Source organism: Streptomyces sp. NPDC026500 (genome assembly GCF_055567635.1).
Genome location: NZ_JBVHQB010000011.1, coordinates 267,277 through 282,534, shown reverse-complemented (window position 1 = coordinate 282,534; position 15,258 = coordinate 267,277). Strand labels below are relative to the sequence as shown.

The following is a 15,258-nucleotide window of genomic DNA, read 5'->3' as shown; positions in this document are numbered from 1 at the left end:
GTCTGCTGGTCCGTTCTGCCGTGTCGCGACCGTCGCTTGGGCGTCGGCTACTTGGCGGCGCAGTCGTAGAGCACGTTGCCTCCCCCGGATCCCATCGCACCGCCGCCGTCTTGCTGTGACGACGTGCCGGAGGTGCCGCCGTATGCCGACGCCGGAACCTTGGTGCAGTGGTCGGCGATCCAGTCGGAGCGCTGCTTGGTGTATCCGCCAGACAGGCCCGGCGCTCCTCCGCCGTTCGTGTCGGAGCCCAGGATGTAGCGTAGTTCGCCGTCCTTGGTCCATTTCTCCAGCTGGGCCACCGACGGCGCGTTGTCGCTGTTGGTGAAGCCGCCCATGCCGATGACGGTCTCGTCGGTGCCCAGGATGAAGGCGCTGGCGTTGAGTGCGCCGCCCTCGACGGCGAGCTTGATGCGTGCGTCGGGTGCGTGCTCGACGGCGTACTGGACAGTCTTGCGCTGGTCGGCGGTGAGCTCCCCGCTACCGAAGCCGCCGCGCCCACCTGGGGCTCCTCCCGGGCCGGCACCTGGGAACGAGGGTGTGCCGCGGTCGTTCGAGCCCGCTTCCCCGGGTGCACCGGGCATACCGCTCGCTCCCCCTGTGGGCACGCTGGAAGGCACTCCACCGGACGGAAGTTCAGCAGTCTGTCCCGAAGAGGCGTCACCGCCGGGGAAGCCCGGCATGTTCGACGGCATCCCGGACGGCATGCCCGGGGGAAGGTCTCCACCGTTCGGACTCTGCCGGGGCATGCCACCGCCTCCGCCGAATCCGAACGTCTGCGGACCGGCCATCGGGTTGGAGCCCCCCGTGCTGGAGGAGCCGGGCACGGTCACCGCCCAGGCTCCCGGCGCCAGCAGAACCGATGCGACCGCGGCACAACCGGCAACCGTCAGCAGACGGCCACGGCGACGTGACAGCACCAGCAGGACGACCGCGGCGCAACCGACCAGCAGCACGGGCCACACCAGCCAGCCGTTCCAGTCGGGCTCACGGCGAACCAGCGCCACGGCCCAGGCGACGCTCACGACGACGGCGGCTACGCCGACCAGAGGCGCCCAGCGCAGGCCGGCGCGGTGGATGCGGACGAGGGCAGCCATCAGTCCGCCGCACAGGGCGGCGATCGCCGGGGCGAGCTGAGTGGTGTAGTAGGGGTGGAAGATGCCCTTCTGGGTCGAGAACACGGCCCCGCAGACCACCAGCCAGGTTCCCCACAGCAGCCAGCCGGAGGCGGGCAGTACGGCGGAGTCGGGCAGTGCGCCGCGTCGGCGCAGTACCGCGCCGGCGACGGCGACGGCCAGGGCCAGCGCGCAGACCGGCAGCAGCCAGCTGATCTGACCGCCGACCTGTACGCCGAACAGCCGGCCCAGGCCGGACTGACCGCCGAATCCCCCGGCGAATCCGCCCATCGTCTGGGGCGTTCCGTCGCTGGAGCCGAAGACCCTCCCCAGTCCGTTGTAGCCGATCACGAGGTCCCAGGCCGAGCCGTCCTTACTGCCGCCGATATAGGGGCGGTCGCCCGGCCACAGGGCCACCATGGCGACCCACCACAAGGAGGACGCCGCCAGGATGGCTCCCGCGCTCAGCAGACGCCGCACTCGCGGTATCCAGGGGCCGCGTCCTCCCACAAGCCAGGCGACGGCGAACGCGGGGACGACCATCCAGGCGGCGAGCATTTTGGTGAGGAATCCGCACCCGATCAGGAAGCCGCTCGCGCACAGCCACCAGGTCGCGGCCCGGCCCTCGGCCTGCAGCGCACGGGTGAGCGCGTACGCCGCCGACACCAGCAGCAGGACCAGCAGCGTGTCCGGGTTGTTGTCCCGGTTGATGGCCACGGTGATGGGTGTCAGGGTGAGCACGAGAGCCGCGATCAGTGCCGCTCCCTCCCCCGCCCAGCGGCGCACGGTGCGGTGCAGCACCAATACTCCGGCCACGCCTTCGAGTACCTGCGGCAGGATCAGCGCCCAGCCGTGCATCCCGAAGATCTTGCTGCTGATCACCTGCGGCCACAGCGCAGCTGGGGGCTTGTCGACCGTGATCACGCCGGCCGGATCGAAGGAGCCGAAGAGGAAGTTGGTCCAGCTCTTGCCCATCGACTTCACTGCCGCGGAGTAGTAGCTGTTGGCCCACCCCAGGGAGCCCAGTGCCCAGCCGTACAGGACGGCCGCGAGCACGAGGACGGTTGCGAGAGCCGCGGGTGCCGCCCAGGCGGGCAGCGAGCGGACCGTCGCACTCGTGTGCCTCCCGTCGTGTGCCGAGGCCGCCGGTGCGGGGCTGATGTGTGCGGAGTTGCTCATGTCAGGATTCGCTCTCATCAACGGGTACGGCTACGGGGGGCGGTGAAGACAGCCAGCCGCAGCACGGCGAAACGCACGCAGGTGACGGCCACGGACGCGGTGGCGAGGACCGCGGTCTCCGCGGCCGGTGAGGCACCGGGATCCAGCCACTTGAACCACAGCACCGCCGCGGAGGTGACCAGATAGCCGAGGACGAACAGACCCCCAGCACCGAGGTGCGCACGTGCGGGCGCGGTGGTGGAGTACCGGAAGGTGAGGCGTCGGTTCGCCTCGGTGTTGAGGACGGTGAGGACGAACAGCGAGATCAGGTTGGCGACGGCCGGAGACCACCACCCGCGCAACAGCCAATACAGCAAGGCCTGTCCGACCGTGGAGACGACACCGATCGCGAGGAAACAGCCGACCTCCCACGACAGCACACCGCGTCCGGTGGAGGGGGCGAGGACGGCGTCGGGGTGTTCGGCGGCCGGCTCGGGGCGCGGCCGCACCTCGACCCGGGCGTCACCGGACGCCTTGAGCCGCGCCATGCGCCACAGGCCCCGCAGGTCTTCCCTGGCGGTGTTCACCACATCCACCCGGGTGTCGACGTCCTCGACCCAGTCGACCGGGACCTCATGAATACGCAGTCCATTGTGCTCGGCGAGCAGGAGCAGCTCGGTGTCGAAGAACCATGCGTCGTCGCGGGTCACTTCCAGCAGCGGCCGGAGCACGTCTGTGCGGGCCGCCTTGAATCCGCACTGGGCGTCGGTGAAGCGGACTCCGTGGGTGAGCCGGATGATGCCGTTGTAGCAGCGGGAGATGAACTCGCGGCGCGGGCCACGGACCGTGCGTGCACCCGAAGCCAGCCGGGAGCCGATCGCGAGGTCCGAGTGGCCGCTGGCCAGGGGCGCGACCAGCGGGAGCAGTCCGTCGAGGCCGGTGGAGAGGTCCACGTCCATGTACGCCACGATGTCCGCGTTGCTGGCGCCCCAGACGGTGCGCAGCGCGCGTCCGCGCCCCTTGCGGTTCAGGTGGACGACGCCGACGCCGGGCAGCTCATCCGCGAGGCGGCGGGCGGTGGCGAGGGTTTCGTCCGTGCTGGCGTTGTCGGCGACAGTGATCCGCCAGGGGAAGGGGAAGCCCTGGGACAGGCGGGCGTGGAGCGTGCGCAGGCAGCCGGGCAGTGCTCGTTCCTCGTTGTAGACCGGAATGACGATGTCCACCGTCGCGGTACCGGCGTGTGGGAGAAGCGAACGTTCCACGGGCTGGAAGGGGGCGGGGCGCTCCACGCGGGCGTCGAGTTCGGTGAGGTGGGGGGTGGGAGTCATGGCTTCCTCAGGCATGAGGGGACGGCAGACTGCGGCTCACAGGCCCTGGTCCAAGGCCCGCGGCCTCACTGTTGCCGCCCCGCCTGTGGGGGCAACGGGAGAATAGCGAGAACTGACAGGGAGTCAGATCAATGGCCGAAAGCGCTCTCCCGATAGACCCTCATCCCCATGCGTTCCATAGAATCGCCGACAAGCCGTCAGCTGGGCGAGGACGTGCAGGTCAGAGCGCCTGCCGAGCGGATGAGCCAAGCGCCTTCTAAAACTTGTCCCGTAAGTGATGGCCGAGGCAGGTAGGGCAAGGTGCAGTGGCAAGATGACGGCTTCGATCATCCTGAGCGGTCATCCTCGTGCCCACGCCTGCCGACTACCTCGCACTGGCACATGCCGCGAAAGACAGCGTTGTGCTGCAGCCTCTCGCGCAATGTCCGTACCCCTTCGTCTGGCAAGCTCTGGCCGCCAATCCCCACACCCCGCCCGTATCCCTCCAGGAACTGAGCACGGCCCGAGACAGCGTTTGGAACGACAACAAGCTCTTGCGCCAACTCGCCTACGTCCTCGCCATCCGGGCCGATGTGACGGCCTACCCCTTCGACGCCAAGCCCGAAGCCCCGGCCCGCAAGGGGACGGTCGGCTGCTGGCCCCAGCCCCGCTATCGCCACCGGGCCCCCTCGGTGGCAACCCTTGCCGCAGTACTCGGGCGAGAGGCCTTCATCACCCTGACCTGGCGGCACGGCTCGCGAGGAGAGTTACGTTCGCGCTTCGCCGCCACCCGTGTCCGTCCGGCCGGCAAAGCCGACGAGCGCCCGGTCAAAGCCGCAGCCTCAGCCGAACAAGGCTGGTGGGACGGGATCCTGCCCGACTGCTGGCTGCTGGTCGAATGGCCCAAAGACGCCGAGGCTCCCACCGACAACACGACGTCTCCGACCATGGGACTGTCGAACGAGGAGTGCAACGGGGGTAGTTGGGGCTACTGGCGGTCTCTGAGAGGCGGCCACCGAAGATGACGTGGAAGGCGTTCAGCGTGGTCTTGGAGCGCGTGCCGTCACGGACGTTGCCGTTCTCGGGCCGCTGGTACTTCTCGTGCCCATGATGGTCAATCATCTCGCGTTCGAGGGCGGATTCGAAGATCCGCTTCGTCTGCTGCAGCAGCCCGCCCGCGCCAGTCAGTTGGATCCCGTCGGCCTTCGCCCGGTCCACCAGCTGACTGATCAACTGGTCGTCCAGCGCATCCGGCGCCCCGCGGTGGCCACTTCCTCGATTGCCTCGGACTCGGACGCGTTCTCACTGGTCATCGGCGCATCTTCCACGACCGGGAGTTGCACGACCCCGACGTCTCCGGGGACGGCTGAGGTGCCTACGACCGCTGCTGGGCCCCACCAACTCCAGAAAACTCATTGGGCAGACCCGCACGGCGTCGTGGGACCGCGCGTGACGCGGATCAAGGTCCAATCCGGCGTGCCCCCGCATGGGTGCGAACCACGCGTGCCAGCGTTGATCGCACCGGTCTGCGCGTGTTTGCGGTCACCTGCGTGGGGCCGTGCCACAGGTATCTCGTAGGCTTCCGGCCATGGACGAGGGGGATTCCGGCAGACGGGTCATAGAGGGGCGCTTCGAGCTGGAGACGCGGCTCGGTGGCGGTGGCATGGGCACGGTGTGGCGTGCACGCGATCTGGTCCTTGACCGGGCCGTGGCGCTCAAGGAGGTACGGCCGCCCGATCCGGGGCTTGCCGAGTACGACCCGCAGGGCGCGGCGATGCTCCGGGCCCGAGTGCTGCGCGAGGCACGGGCGCTGGCTCGCGTCGATCACCCCAATGTCGTGACCATTCATCACGTGGTGGACGGCGGGGAGTACGTCTACCCGTGGCTCGTCATGGAATTGGTGACCGGCGGGTCACTCCAGGACCGGCTCGACAAGGGACCGTTGGCGCCCGCCGACGCCGCCCGGCTGGGTCGCGAGGTGCTGGCCGCGCTGCGCGCCGCGCACGATGCCGGCATCCAGCACCGGGACGTGAAACCCGCCAACGTGCTGATGCGGCCCGACGGACGTCCCGTCCTCACCGACTTCGGCATCGCGACCATCAGGGACTCGACCGCCCTGACGGCGATCGGGTCGATCATCGGCACGCCCGACTACATGGCACCCGAGCGCATCTCCGGCGGCGAGGGCGGCCCGGGTTCCGACCTGTGGTCGCTGGCGATGATGCTGTACGTCGCCGTCGAGGGACATCACCCGCTGCGCAGGGGAACCACCCTCGCGACGCTGGCGGCGCTGCTGAGCGAGCAGCTTCCGCCACCCGTCCGAGCCGGAGTCCTGACCGGGTTCCTGAACGCCACGCTCGTCAAGAACCCGGCCGACCGGGTGGACGCGACGACCGCGGACCGGCTGCTCGCGGAGGCGATCGAGGGCGGCAGCACGGTTCCGAGTGCTCACGCCGGGGCGGACGGGGCCACGTCGTACAGGCTGGCCCCTCCGCCGGGTGCAACACCCGTTCCCTCAGCACCGGTTGGGTGCGGACCGTCTGCCGGCTTCGGACCGTCAACCGGCTTCGGGCCGACGGGCTTCGGCCCGCCGACTCCGTACCCGGCGGGCCCGACACGGCAGACGCCGACGGGGCCGGGCAACCGTGCGAAGAGCCGCATCGCGATCGCATCGTCGGTCGTCGGGACCGTGATGGCGGGAGTCCTGGTGTGGACCCTGCTGCCGGACGGAGGCGACAAGGACGGTGGAGGGGGCGCCGGTTCAGCCGGCGCGACCTCCTCGGCCAGGACGACGGACCCCGCGCGCACAGCGTCCCGCCCGACCCCGACCCCGACGCCTCAGGGCGACGCGAAGACGGATCTGCTCACCCCCGCCGGTATCCGGGCGGCGGTGAAGGAGATCAAGGCCGCGACCGGCACGGGCCGCGCATGCGAACTCACCGTCTATCCGACGTATGTCTCCGCGGACATCATGGTCAAGGGCAGCGACACCAAGTACGACAGCTACACCTACCGACCGGGCCAGGGCGTCGAGAAGGGCATCATCAGCAGTGCGATCATCGGCGGCGAACGCCCCTTCAGTCTCGACAGCTTCGACTGGGACGTCCTTCCCGCCTTGCTGAGGCGGGCGAAGAAGGACCTGAACGTACAGCGGCCGACCATGCGTTACGTCCTGGTCCGCCCTGCCGACGACACGTTCGGCACTCCGCTGGGACTGGCTGTCTATCTCGCCGACGACTACGTCACCGGCTATCTGGATGCCGACCTGAAGGGCAAGGTGACCCGGGTGATGCCGGCCCAGGCCTGAGCGGTCTGTCGGTATCGCCCGCGCCCTCGACTTGCAGTCGCACCTCGGGACGAGGCCGCCGCCGCGCTTCGGTTGTCAGGCCGCGTGGCCGCCGTCCACCGCGAACTCCGCCCCCGTGACGTATCCCGCCTCGCTTCCCGCCGGATACGCGACGCCTTGCAGGACTCCGCCATGGACGAGGAGCCGTTGGAGGCGTACGGGCGGGCCCTCGACGTCGCGCTCGACGATTGCCGTGCGGCCGTAGCCGTACGGGCGCCCCGGCGTTGGTGGACGGCCGGCTGACCGCCCATCAACGGTCAACGCCTTACCGAACCGCGCGTGGTGCGCGTGGCGTGAATGTCGGCCCGGCTGACAGCATTGCGACCTGACGAACCGGCCCCGGCGCGCCTTCGAAAGGGCGCGCCGGGGCCGGTTCCGGTGTGAATCGCAGCCGCCCTTACGAGCGGATGCCGTCGTCAGCGACGGGGTGAGTGGTGGCACTCCTGGTGGGCGGGGTGCCAGACGCGGATCCACTGGCCGGGGTGCCAGTGGTGGTGCCGGTCCCGGAACGCCGGGCGCCACTGCCGTGCCCAGTGGCCCGCCACCCTCTCGCAGTGGTGCGACCCCGCCGACGGCCGGTGGTCCTGCGACCCCGCCGACGACCGGTGGTCCTGCGGGGCGGCCGACGCGGTACCGACCGTACCGACGACCGCGCCCGCGGCCAGGGCCACCGTCGCCGCCCCCAGGGCCGCGGCCCTCGGTCAGGTCTCCTCATCGAGTACGCCAGGCGCGAGGCTAGAAGTTGGATATGACGTTGGCGAGAATGTCGGCGATGTCGGCGGGGTGGTCCTTCGCGTCGTAGGGGTGTGCGTCACTCTTATCCGCGATGTCCTCGAGGACGGTTTTGTCTGCGGTGACTCGCTCGTCAGAGCCGTTGCCATAGGCGATGGTGAACACCCGGACGGGTTTCCGGTGGTCACTGAGGCTGGCCAGAAGGGTGTCCAGGCCCTTGCTGTCCTTGGGATCGTTGCGGCCGTCGGTGAGGAGGACGACCGCGTTGATGGCCGACGGGTCGTAGTGGGCCCTGAGCTGGTCGACCGCGTCGCCGACGCATTTGTACAGCGCCGTTCTCCCGTCCGGCCTGAGGTGCGCAAAGGCGACGGTGAGCGCCTTGCGGCGCGGGACCCCGCCCCAGTCGCCGCTCATCGGCCCCATCGGAACGTTGTTCTTGTCGGTGTCGGAGAACTCCCAGAGACCGACCTGGTCGTTGTCGGCGAAACCGCCCGGGCCGAAGAGCTCGGGCGCGGCCTGCTTCAACAACTTCATCTTGCTCGGACTGTCCGGATCCGTCACGTGTTCGCCCATGGAGCCGGACGTGTCGATCAGGACGGAGACGTGAGCCCGCTTGCGGAGCTTGGGCCAGACGTCCAGGAGTGTGCTGAGCGCGGCGGGTTCCGGCGGCGGCAGCCGCTTGATGGGTGGGTCGCTCAGTGCCCCGTTGGCCGGCTTGAGCCAGGGTGTGGGTCGGTTGTCCCAGGTACGGAAGCCGAGCGGGTTGAATTTCTTCTGCACCTTTGCCGTGCGCAAGTAGGCGGCGAAGCCGTCGGCGACGGCTTTCTTCTCCTTGGACATGGTGGTCAGTTCGATGAAGGGGTGATCGGAGTACAGGATGCCGTCGCTGGGATAGATGGCGACCAGGGGCGTGTGGGGGCGTGTGGGGCGCTTCCTGCAGCCGCGTTCGGTGCTGAACGTGCCGCAGGGATAGCCCATGTTGTAGGCGACGACTGCTTGTTCTTCGACGGTGACAGCGGAGATGTAGTGCAGCGCCGCGTCCGGGTTGGCCGGGGTGGTGGCGTCGTCGGCGCGGCGCAGATTCTGCAGGAAGGCCAGCGTGGTGTCGCCGTAGTGGACGACTGCGCTCTCCGTGTCACCCATGAGGGATTTGGCGGCAGGCGAGGTGACGTCCTGGGGGGTGAGCCCGGTGCTGCTGCCGGTCGCGGCGACCGTTGTGGCCAGGGTCGCGTTGAGGCCGGACGTGGAGTAGTCGGGGTTGGTCTTGCCGAGTTTGAATTCCCCCCACGCGGGTCTTTTGTGGGAGGCCCAGAACGTCGTGGAGTGTCTCGCGGCATCCGCGAGGGTGCGCCACCCGATGTGCTTGTCGGACCGCTCAAGGTTTTGGGCCATCGGTTCCGGCATGGCGATCACGAGCGGGCTGGTGACGATCGGCTGCGGATCCTGGTCGGGGAATAGTTTCCTGGTCGTGGCGGTCGCCTCTTGTCTGGCGAGGCGCAGCCAGATCGTGCCGGCTGGGGACCAGATGTCAGGCTGCGGCTTACCGCCTGCCGGCCAGCCGCCGGCCAGGGCCCGCATCGTGGTGCCGGAGTTCTGCTTGTCCACCGTGATGCTGAAGCAGTGGCTTCCGCTCTTGTGAGCCTTGTAGTCCTTCGCGTCCTGGTCGAGCTGCCCGTAGAGGTCGGACGAGGCCGCAAGGTGAATCGCCTCGGGATGCGGCTGTGTGCACGTCGGCAGGGCAGGAGACTTCGGCGGATCCGTACCGGGCCGCAGCAATGTGATGACGACTGCGGCGACTCCGATGGTGGCCGGGACAGCAAGAGACATCTTGAGGCCGCGGCGCGGCGAGGGCGGCGGTGGCACTTCGCGAAAACTGCGGTCGGGCGCGGGATCATCCGCTGCGCGCACATCCCCGTGCCCCTGGCCCACAGTGTGCGGGGCTTCCCGCAGGGTCCATGCCGATGTTCGCTTCGGCCCCTTGCTGCGCGGTGCGCTGTGGCCGGTTGTCGCTGCGGGTTTCTTCAGCAGGCGCTCCGTCACCGCGTCGCTGTTGCCGAACTGCTTCAGGACCCGGACGGCTGTATTCCTGTCCTCATCACTCCAATGCCGCAGGAGACCGTCCGGTGCGAGGAACTCCGAGGCCACGCCTGCGGCGGCCGCGGAGACCTGTACCCGTTCCGGGGAGTTGGGAGACGGCCATCTGAACGTGCGGCAGGCTGAAAGCACCAGATGCTCGAAGTAGTGCTGCGGCCACTGTGCGCGGCAGTCGTCGGGCACCACGTTCCAGATCCCGCACCGTACCTGCCACAGGATCAGCAGGCAGCGTCCCAGGGCGGGTTGGTCCTCGCTCAGCACCTCGGCGAACGAGGAGGCCGCCGCCTGCAGTGCCTGCTCATTCCAGTGGGGGCGCAGCAGGGTCAGCAGGCCCAGGAAGCGTTGCAGAAGGATGACGTCGGGGAATGTCAGGCACTTGGCAACGCAGTCGCGCAGGATGCACATCTCCAGCCAGGAGATGTCCGCGAGCGTGAACGCGTCCTTGGTGAACGTCGCGAAGTCGATCAAGAAGGGAGTGTCGCCCGACAAGATCACGTTCCGAGGGTTGAGGTCACCGTGCGCGGGTGAGCGCACCCTCTTGCCGGCGTCAGCGACCAGCAGAGGGTGCAAGGCCGCGAGAGGGTGGCCGAAGACCGTTCCCTCATAGCGCAGGGTCTGACCGTCGGCGTCCTCTCGGAACGCGCCCGGGCCGTCGAAATGGTCTCCGAGGAAGGCCGACCACTCCTGCGCCCGTAGCGCGGCCAGCCGTCCCTGGACTCGGATGGTGCGACCTTCACGGATCCTGCTCGTCTGCTGCGGCTGGGCCGCTTTCCCCTCTAAGTTCACCTGCACCCGGGAGGAGCGGTACTCACCTTGCACCGACTCGCCTTTGACAGCGACGCCCTCCAGCATGATCTCGGCCCGATCCCCTATCCGCAGGGACCGTCCCGAGCCAGGAGGGGAGGTAGCGTTGCGTAGGACCTCCGAGGACGACGGCCGAGGAAAGATCTCATCGGCCCTGGGATTGCCGTCCACCAGACGGACCAAGGCGCCGCTGCCCTCGACCTTGTCGGCCGTGAGGTGCAGATCGACGCCAAGGTGTCGGTTCTCTCCCTCCAGGTCCAGTTCCTCGCATCGCACCGCGCCGTACAGATGCACGGACAACGACCGCAGCACGCGGGCCAGGATCTGCCGGCACTTCTCCAGCCGTTCCGGCGACGTCACGGCATCCGCAACAAGATCCTCCAACGACTCCAGGCGGCCCGGCACATGATCCCAAGCACTGACATGCCGGTACACCACCACGCTGCAGGGGATCTCGTCGTCGAGCCTTTCGTGGACGGCCCGGCTCACCGCAACGACCGGCACATAGAGCGAAGAGTCGAGCGTCGCCCGCAGGTCTCGGTAGGCCTCCCACTCCTTTACGGCCTCCTCGTACGGCATCAACTTGGCTGCCTGTAAGGACGCAGGACGGCCCGTGCGCGTAACGCTGATTTCCAGGACGTCCGCTCCACCACGGCCCCCAGCCAGTCGGCCGTGCACCAGAACCGACTTCACATCGGTTGGCCACCGGCCCTGCTCCCGGCACTGTGCCTCTCCGGCATGCGGGTCGTCACTGACCGCCACGTTCAGCAGCGCATCCTTGACATCCTCCTGCTCCTTGCTGCTCAGATCGCACGCCGCGTCAAAGGAAATCCTCGGCCGCCCCACCACTTACCCCCCGGCACATAACGAAGCTCCGTCCGCCTCCCTCACTGTGCAGACGTAGCAACGGCACGTAGCGTAGCGAGGATTGACGGGGGCTGCGTACAAATGCCCAGCAACGTCCCGCCTCCGGATGTTGCTGACTGGCAGTGAGCTTGTTCCGCTCTGACGAACACCGTCGGTGTGACGGAAGCTGCGAGTGCGGTCTCGTACTCGGCGGGACTGCGGAGGCCGAGACTGCCGTGCGGTCGGCACAAAGTTGTTCCGACAGGTGCTCCGAGCCGCTTCGCCCCCGGTGGCCCCGGCAAGCGCGACCCGCATCCCGCAAGCGGTGTTCTCGGGTCAGCGCACACCGTGGTGCTGGTGCTTGAACTGCCTGATGCTGTCGCTCATTCTCTGGATTGCTGCCTTCTCGGACCCTGGCAAGCGGGCTTCGAAGATGATCCGCTCCACTTCGAGGTAGAGCAGGTTCTGCTCGTTCACCTCGACGGTGTCCGGGGGTGAGAGATGTCGGATGCGTTCGGCCAGTCCCTCGACTCCGGGGACGGTCTCGGAAAGGTAGTCGTCGACCACCTGGGCCACGGAGACGCAGTCCTTTCGGCCATCGCGTTGGCGGGAGAGCAGTTCCCTGCGTACGCCGGGGAGGAAGTCGAAGACGACCTGGTGGAATGGGGCGTTGCCGGGGTCCTGCGTTCCCACCACCCGCAGCAGTCCGCTGCTGAGTATCTCGGCGAGGTGCTCCGGCCCGGTGTGCGGCATGAGGACGTCGGCGATCAGTTGCATGATGTGCCGGTTGAGCGGTGCAGCGGCCAGCAGCACGACCAGTCTGGCGGTGTCTGGCAGCGCCTTTTTGAGGAAGTCGACGACGAGGTCTTCCGCTGAGGCCGCTGTTGGGGCTTCGTCATGTGGTCTGGCGGGGCTGCCGAGGACAATGGCTTGCTGGCGTACTCGCTTGGTGGAGCTGAGCAGGCGGCACCATTGTTCGATCCAGCGCTTGCTGAGTTCCATGACGGGGACGACGAGACTGCCCTCGGCGATGGGGTCCGCTGGAGCGAGGGCGTCGAGTGAGGGGTCATCCGGCGTCTGGGTCTCGAAACTGGCGTTGGATCCGCCGAGTTCGGCCGAGCGGAGGGTGAGGATGCGGGTGACCAGCGCGGATCGGGTCCAGTGTGAGTAGGGCTGGACGTGGAGGATGGCGAGAGGGTGTTTGGCCGCCCATGCGGACAGTTGGTCCTTCAGCGGCTGACGGTTCCAGGCGGGGCCCACGGCGTCGGTAATGACGAGGATGAGTTTCTTGCGCCGGTCACCGCCGATGCCGGCGTGTCCGACTTCGGCCTTGTCGAAGAGTTGGCGTGTCGGGTCGAAGCCCTGGCTGTGCAGTTTGACGATGTGCACCTCGCCGAATGAGCGGAGTTTGTAGGCGCGTTCGACGAACGCGTTGATGCTCACGTGCCAGGCCGTCATGGAGGCGCCGGTGTCGATGACGAGGACCAGATCCCAGGCGGGCGGGCGGACGCGGGGATACGGACTGGCTCCGGGGACGTTGGGGATGGCGGGCGTACTGGCTCGGTGGGAGGCGGGGTCCAGTGCACTGAGGGCCTGGAGTGCGCTGGCCGCCGCGGGGGCGGCGAAGGCGGGAGTAGGGCGCGGCCATCCCTCGGGGGGCGCGGAGAAGACGGGCCGCGGGGGGAAGGCGCGGGCGTGCAGATCGACCCGCTGCGCGCGGTTGTCCTGGGGAGTGCTCGTGACGAGCCATCGGCAGGGGGTGGGGTCGCTCACAGGGTGCCGGCCTCACTGGGAGCTACCAGGGTGTGCAGGGTGGGCAGCGGGTTGTCGGGGTCGTCCCAGAGCAACGTGATGTCACGGTTGAACTCGTTGGGGGTGCTCGTATGCAGGGTTCCAGCGCGTAGGGCGCTGATGCGGTCGGGCAGTTCGTACAGCGGCCCGTCGTTGATCAGGTTGAGTGCGGCGTTGCGGAACGCGGGAGAGCAGTCCCGCCGGTGCCAGAGGATGGCAGGTGCTCCGCTGCGCAGGGCGTTGAGGAATTGGGTGCGGCCGTCCCGGTCGTCGGGCGGGCTGTCGAGGATGACGGGGTCGTGGCCGGTCTTGTCCGCGGTGACGTCGCGGGAGAGGGCGAGCGGCAGGGTGCGCGCAGGACGGGCGTCGGCGGTTTGCATGAGCCCCTCCCATCGCGCGCGCCACACCGATTCGATCGTCGGCAGCTGTTGCCGGTCGAGGCTGCGGATGCTGACGTTGCGGACGGTGGCGGCCGCCGGCAGGGCGACGTCCTTGCACCATTCCCATACGGGTTCGTTGACCAGGGTGATCGGCAGCCAGAACTCGATGGACAGATTGTGCAGTGTGGTGTCTTTGGTCTTCTGCAGCCAGGTCGTCAGGCGTTGGGCAACCGTTCGGGGCAGTTCGCCGCGGGAGACGGTCTGAGTGTCCTCGTCGCGTAGGGCGGGGGTGGTCTGGATGCCTTCGCGGTGCCACATCCGCAGTGTGTAGTAGTCCCTTTGCAGTCCGTCGGGCAGCAGGACGAACATCACGCGGGCCGGTGAGGGTTCGGGCAGGGTGAAGGATGCGGCCGCGGACCGGCAGGTCTGGAGTTCTGTGATCAGGCCCCAGCGCTCGGCGCGTCCACTCGACCAGTTTTGAAGGCCGTGCTGATGGTCCGGGCGTGCTGCGGCGAGATGTTCCACGAAGGCGAGCAGGGGTGGCAGGCCGTTGGGCAGCATATTGCGGCGCAGCAGATGCAGGACGGTCGGCCAGGTGTCGGTGCAGTGGCGTGGCAGGTCCGCGGACAGGCGTGGGAGGGAGGCCTGGGCGACGGTGCGGACGTCGTTGGCGGGCACGTCCTTGATCAGGTGGTGCAGTTCGCCTAACTCGGCGTCGGACAGCAGGCTGCGCGCGGCGAGCCAGTCGGCGATGGTCCGCAGCGGAAAGGTGGTCTCGGAGTCGTCGGTGACGTGATCGAGCGCCTCGGCGAGGGATTCTGCGCTGTCGGCCTGACTGGTGCAGGCGTTGAGGAGTTGCTGCACACGGGTCGCGGTAGGAGCCCCGTCATCGATCGTGAGCACGACGCGGCCGTGGAGGCGGTTCATGCGGGCTGCCAGCGCGGACCATGCCGCCTCGTTGGCGAGGGCAGGGTGATCGGTGAGGCGACGTACTATGGCGCGCTGAAGATCGCTCAGGCCCGGGGATGGTGGCGAGGGGTCTGGCGCTGTCGGTGCGTGGTCCGTCATAGCTGGTCACTCCTGCGATGCCGGTGGCGGGTGGGCTGGTAACGACTCGACCGGAGCGGGGTGCCTTCCGGTCCATGGTCTGCGATGGCGGCGCCCTCGGCTAGAGCGTGCGGGCGCGCGACCGTGATTTACGGTGATCGGCAGTGCGCTGGGCGTGACGTTGCAAGAATGAGCGGCCTATGGATATCAGTGGGCTGGCGGCCTGGGCCGCGGCGGTGACAAGCGCGGCAACATTGGTGGTCACCACCATGGTCAGCGGTCGACGGGAGCATCACCGGTGGATCCGTGACGCACTGACGGAGGCTTTCGTGGCCTTTTTGGAGGCGAGTTGGCGGCATTCCGACCTGGCTCGCGAGGCGGATGGGGGCGAACCGCTCACCGAGGGGCTGCTGAGCGAGTACCGGGAGATGCGTAAACAGTTGACACGGCTGCGTCTGCTGGCGACGGACGGAGTGATAGGCGCCGGCGAGGTCTTGTTGCAGCGCCAGCAGGATGTGCACGAGGCGCCGGTGGGAGTTCAGCGTGAACAGGCCCTGGTGGCAGCGTCGTTGGCCAGACGCACGGTGCTGGCGGCTGCGAAGAAGGAAATGGGGCTGCTCTGAGCCGTACACAGGGCGCAA

General features: G+C 68.3%; 8 protein-coding genes and 1 pseudogene. 3 read left to right on the top strand and 6 right to left on the bottom strand.

Annotated elements, in window-relative coordinates; genetic code table 11:
- Window positions 1-47: 47 nt before the first annotated feature.
- Together ACZ4N5_RS21980 and ACZ4N5_RS21975 are read right to left on the bottom strand one after the other, a co-directional pair.
- Window positions 48-2,291 (bottom strand): ArnT family glycosyltransferase, encoded by a 2,244-nt coding sequence (locus ACZ4N5_RS21980; protein ID WP_467758740.1) that lies wholly within the window; start codon window positions 2,289-2,291, stop codon window positions 48-50.
- Window positions 2,292-2,308: 17 nt separating this feature from the next.
- Window positions 2,309-3,598, bottom strand: a complete 1,290-nt coding sequence (locus tag ACZ4N5_RS21975; RefSeq protein WP_467758739.1) for a bifunctional glycosyltransferase family 2/GtrA family protein — start codon at window positions 3,596-3,598, stop codon at window positions 2,309-2,311.
- Window positions 3,599-3,999: 401 nt separating this feature from the next.
- Here ACZ4N5_RS21975 and ACZ4N5_RS21970 point away from each other — a divergent pair, with 401 nt between their 5' ends.
- Window positions 4,000-4,602, top strand: coding sequence for a transposase (locus tag ACZ4N5_RS21970; protein ID WP_467758738.1), 603 nt, complete (start codon window positions 4,000-4,002; stop codon window positions 4,600-4,602).
- 13 nt (window positions 4,603-4,615) lie between these two features.
- On the opposite strand, the pseudogene ACZ4N5_RS21965 reads toward ACZ4N5_RS21970, so the two are convergent.
- Window positions 4,616-4,822 (bottom strand): annotated as a pseudogene (locus ACZ4N5_RS21965) (IS256 family transposase); the annotation flags it as partial.
- A gap of 343 nt (window positions 4,823-5,165) precedes the next feature.
- Between ACZ4N5_RS21965 and ACZ4N5_RS21960 the strand changes: the two are divergent.
- Window positions 5,166-6,884, top strand: a complete 1,719-nt coding sequence (locus ACZ4N5_RS21960; RefSeq protein WP_467758737.1) for a serine/threonine-protein kinase — start codon at window positions 5,166-5,168, stop codon at window positions 6,882-6,884.
- Window positions 6,885-7,658: 774 nt separating this feature from the next.
- Here ACZ4N5_RS21960 and ACZ4N5_RS21955 read toward each other — a convergent pair.
- The 3 genes from ACZ4N5_RS21955 to ACZ4N5_RS21945 form a co-directional block, all read right to left on the bottom strand.
- On the bottom strand, window positions 7,659-11,399 hold the full coding sequence (locus ACZ4N5_RS21955; protein WP_467758736.1) for a substrate-binding domain-containing protein: 3,741 nt from the start codon (window positions 11,397-11,399) through the stop codon (window positions 7,659-7,661).
- Between the two features lie 336 nt (window positions 11,400-11,735).
- Window positions 11,736-13,172 (bottom strand): SAV_2336 N-terminal domain-related protein, encoded by a 1,437-nt coding sequence (locus tag ACZ4N5_RS21950; RefSeq protein ID WP_467758735.1) that lies wholly within the window; start codon window positions 13,170-13,172, stop codon window positions 11,736-11,738.
- Window positions 13,169-14,473 (bottom strand): VMAP-C domain-containing protein, encoded by a 1,305-nt coding sequence (locus tag ACZ4N5_RS21945; protein WP_467758734.1) that lies wholly within the window; start codon window positions 14,471-14,473, stop codon window positions 13,169-13,171. The genes ACZ4N5_RS21950 and ACZ4N5_RS21945 overlap by 4 nt, the downstream gene beginning before the upstream one ends.
- A gap of 344 nt (window positions 14,474-14,817) precedes the next feature.
- Between ACZ4N5_RS21945 and ACZ4N5_RS21940 the strand changes: the two genes are divergently transcribed.
- Window positions 14,818-15,240 carry a hypothetical protein gene (locus tag ACZ4N5_RS21940; RefSeq protein ID WP_467758733.1) on the top strand — a complete coding sequence of 141 codons (423 nt, stop codon included), beginning with the start codon at window positions 14,818-14,820 and terminating at the stop codon, window positions 15,238-15,240.
- Window positions 15,241-15,258: the final 18 nt, after the last annotated feature.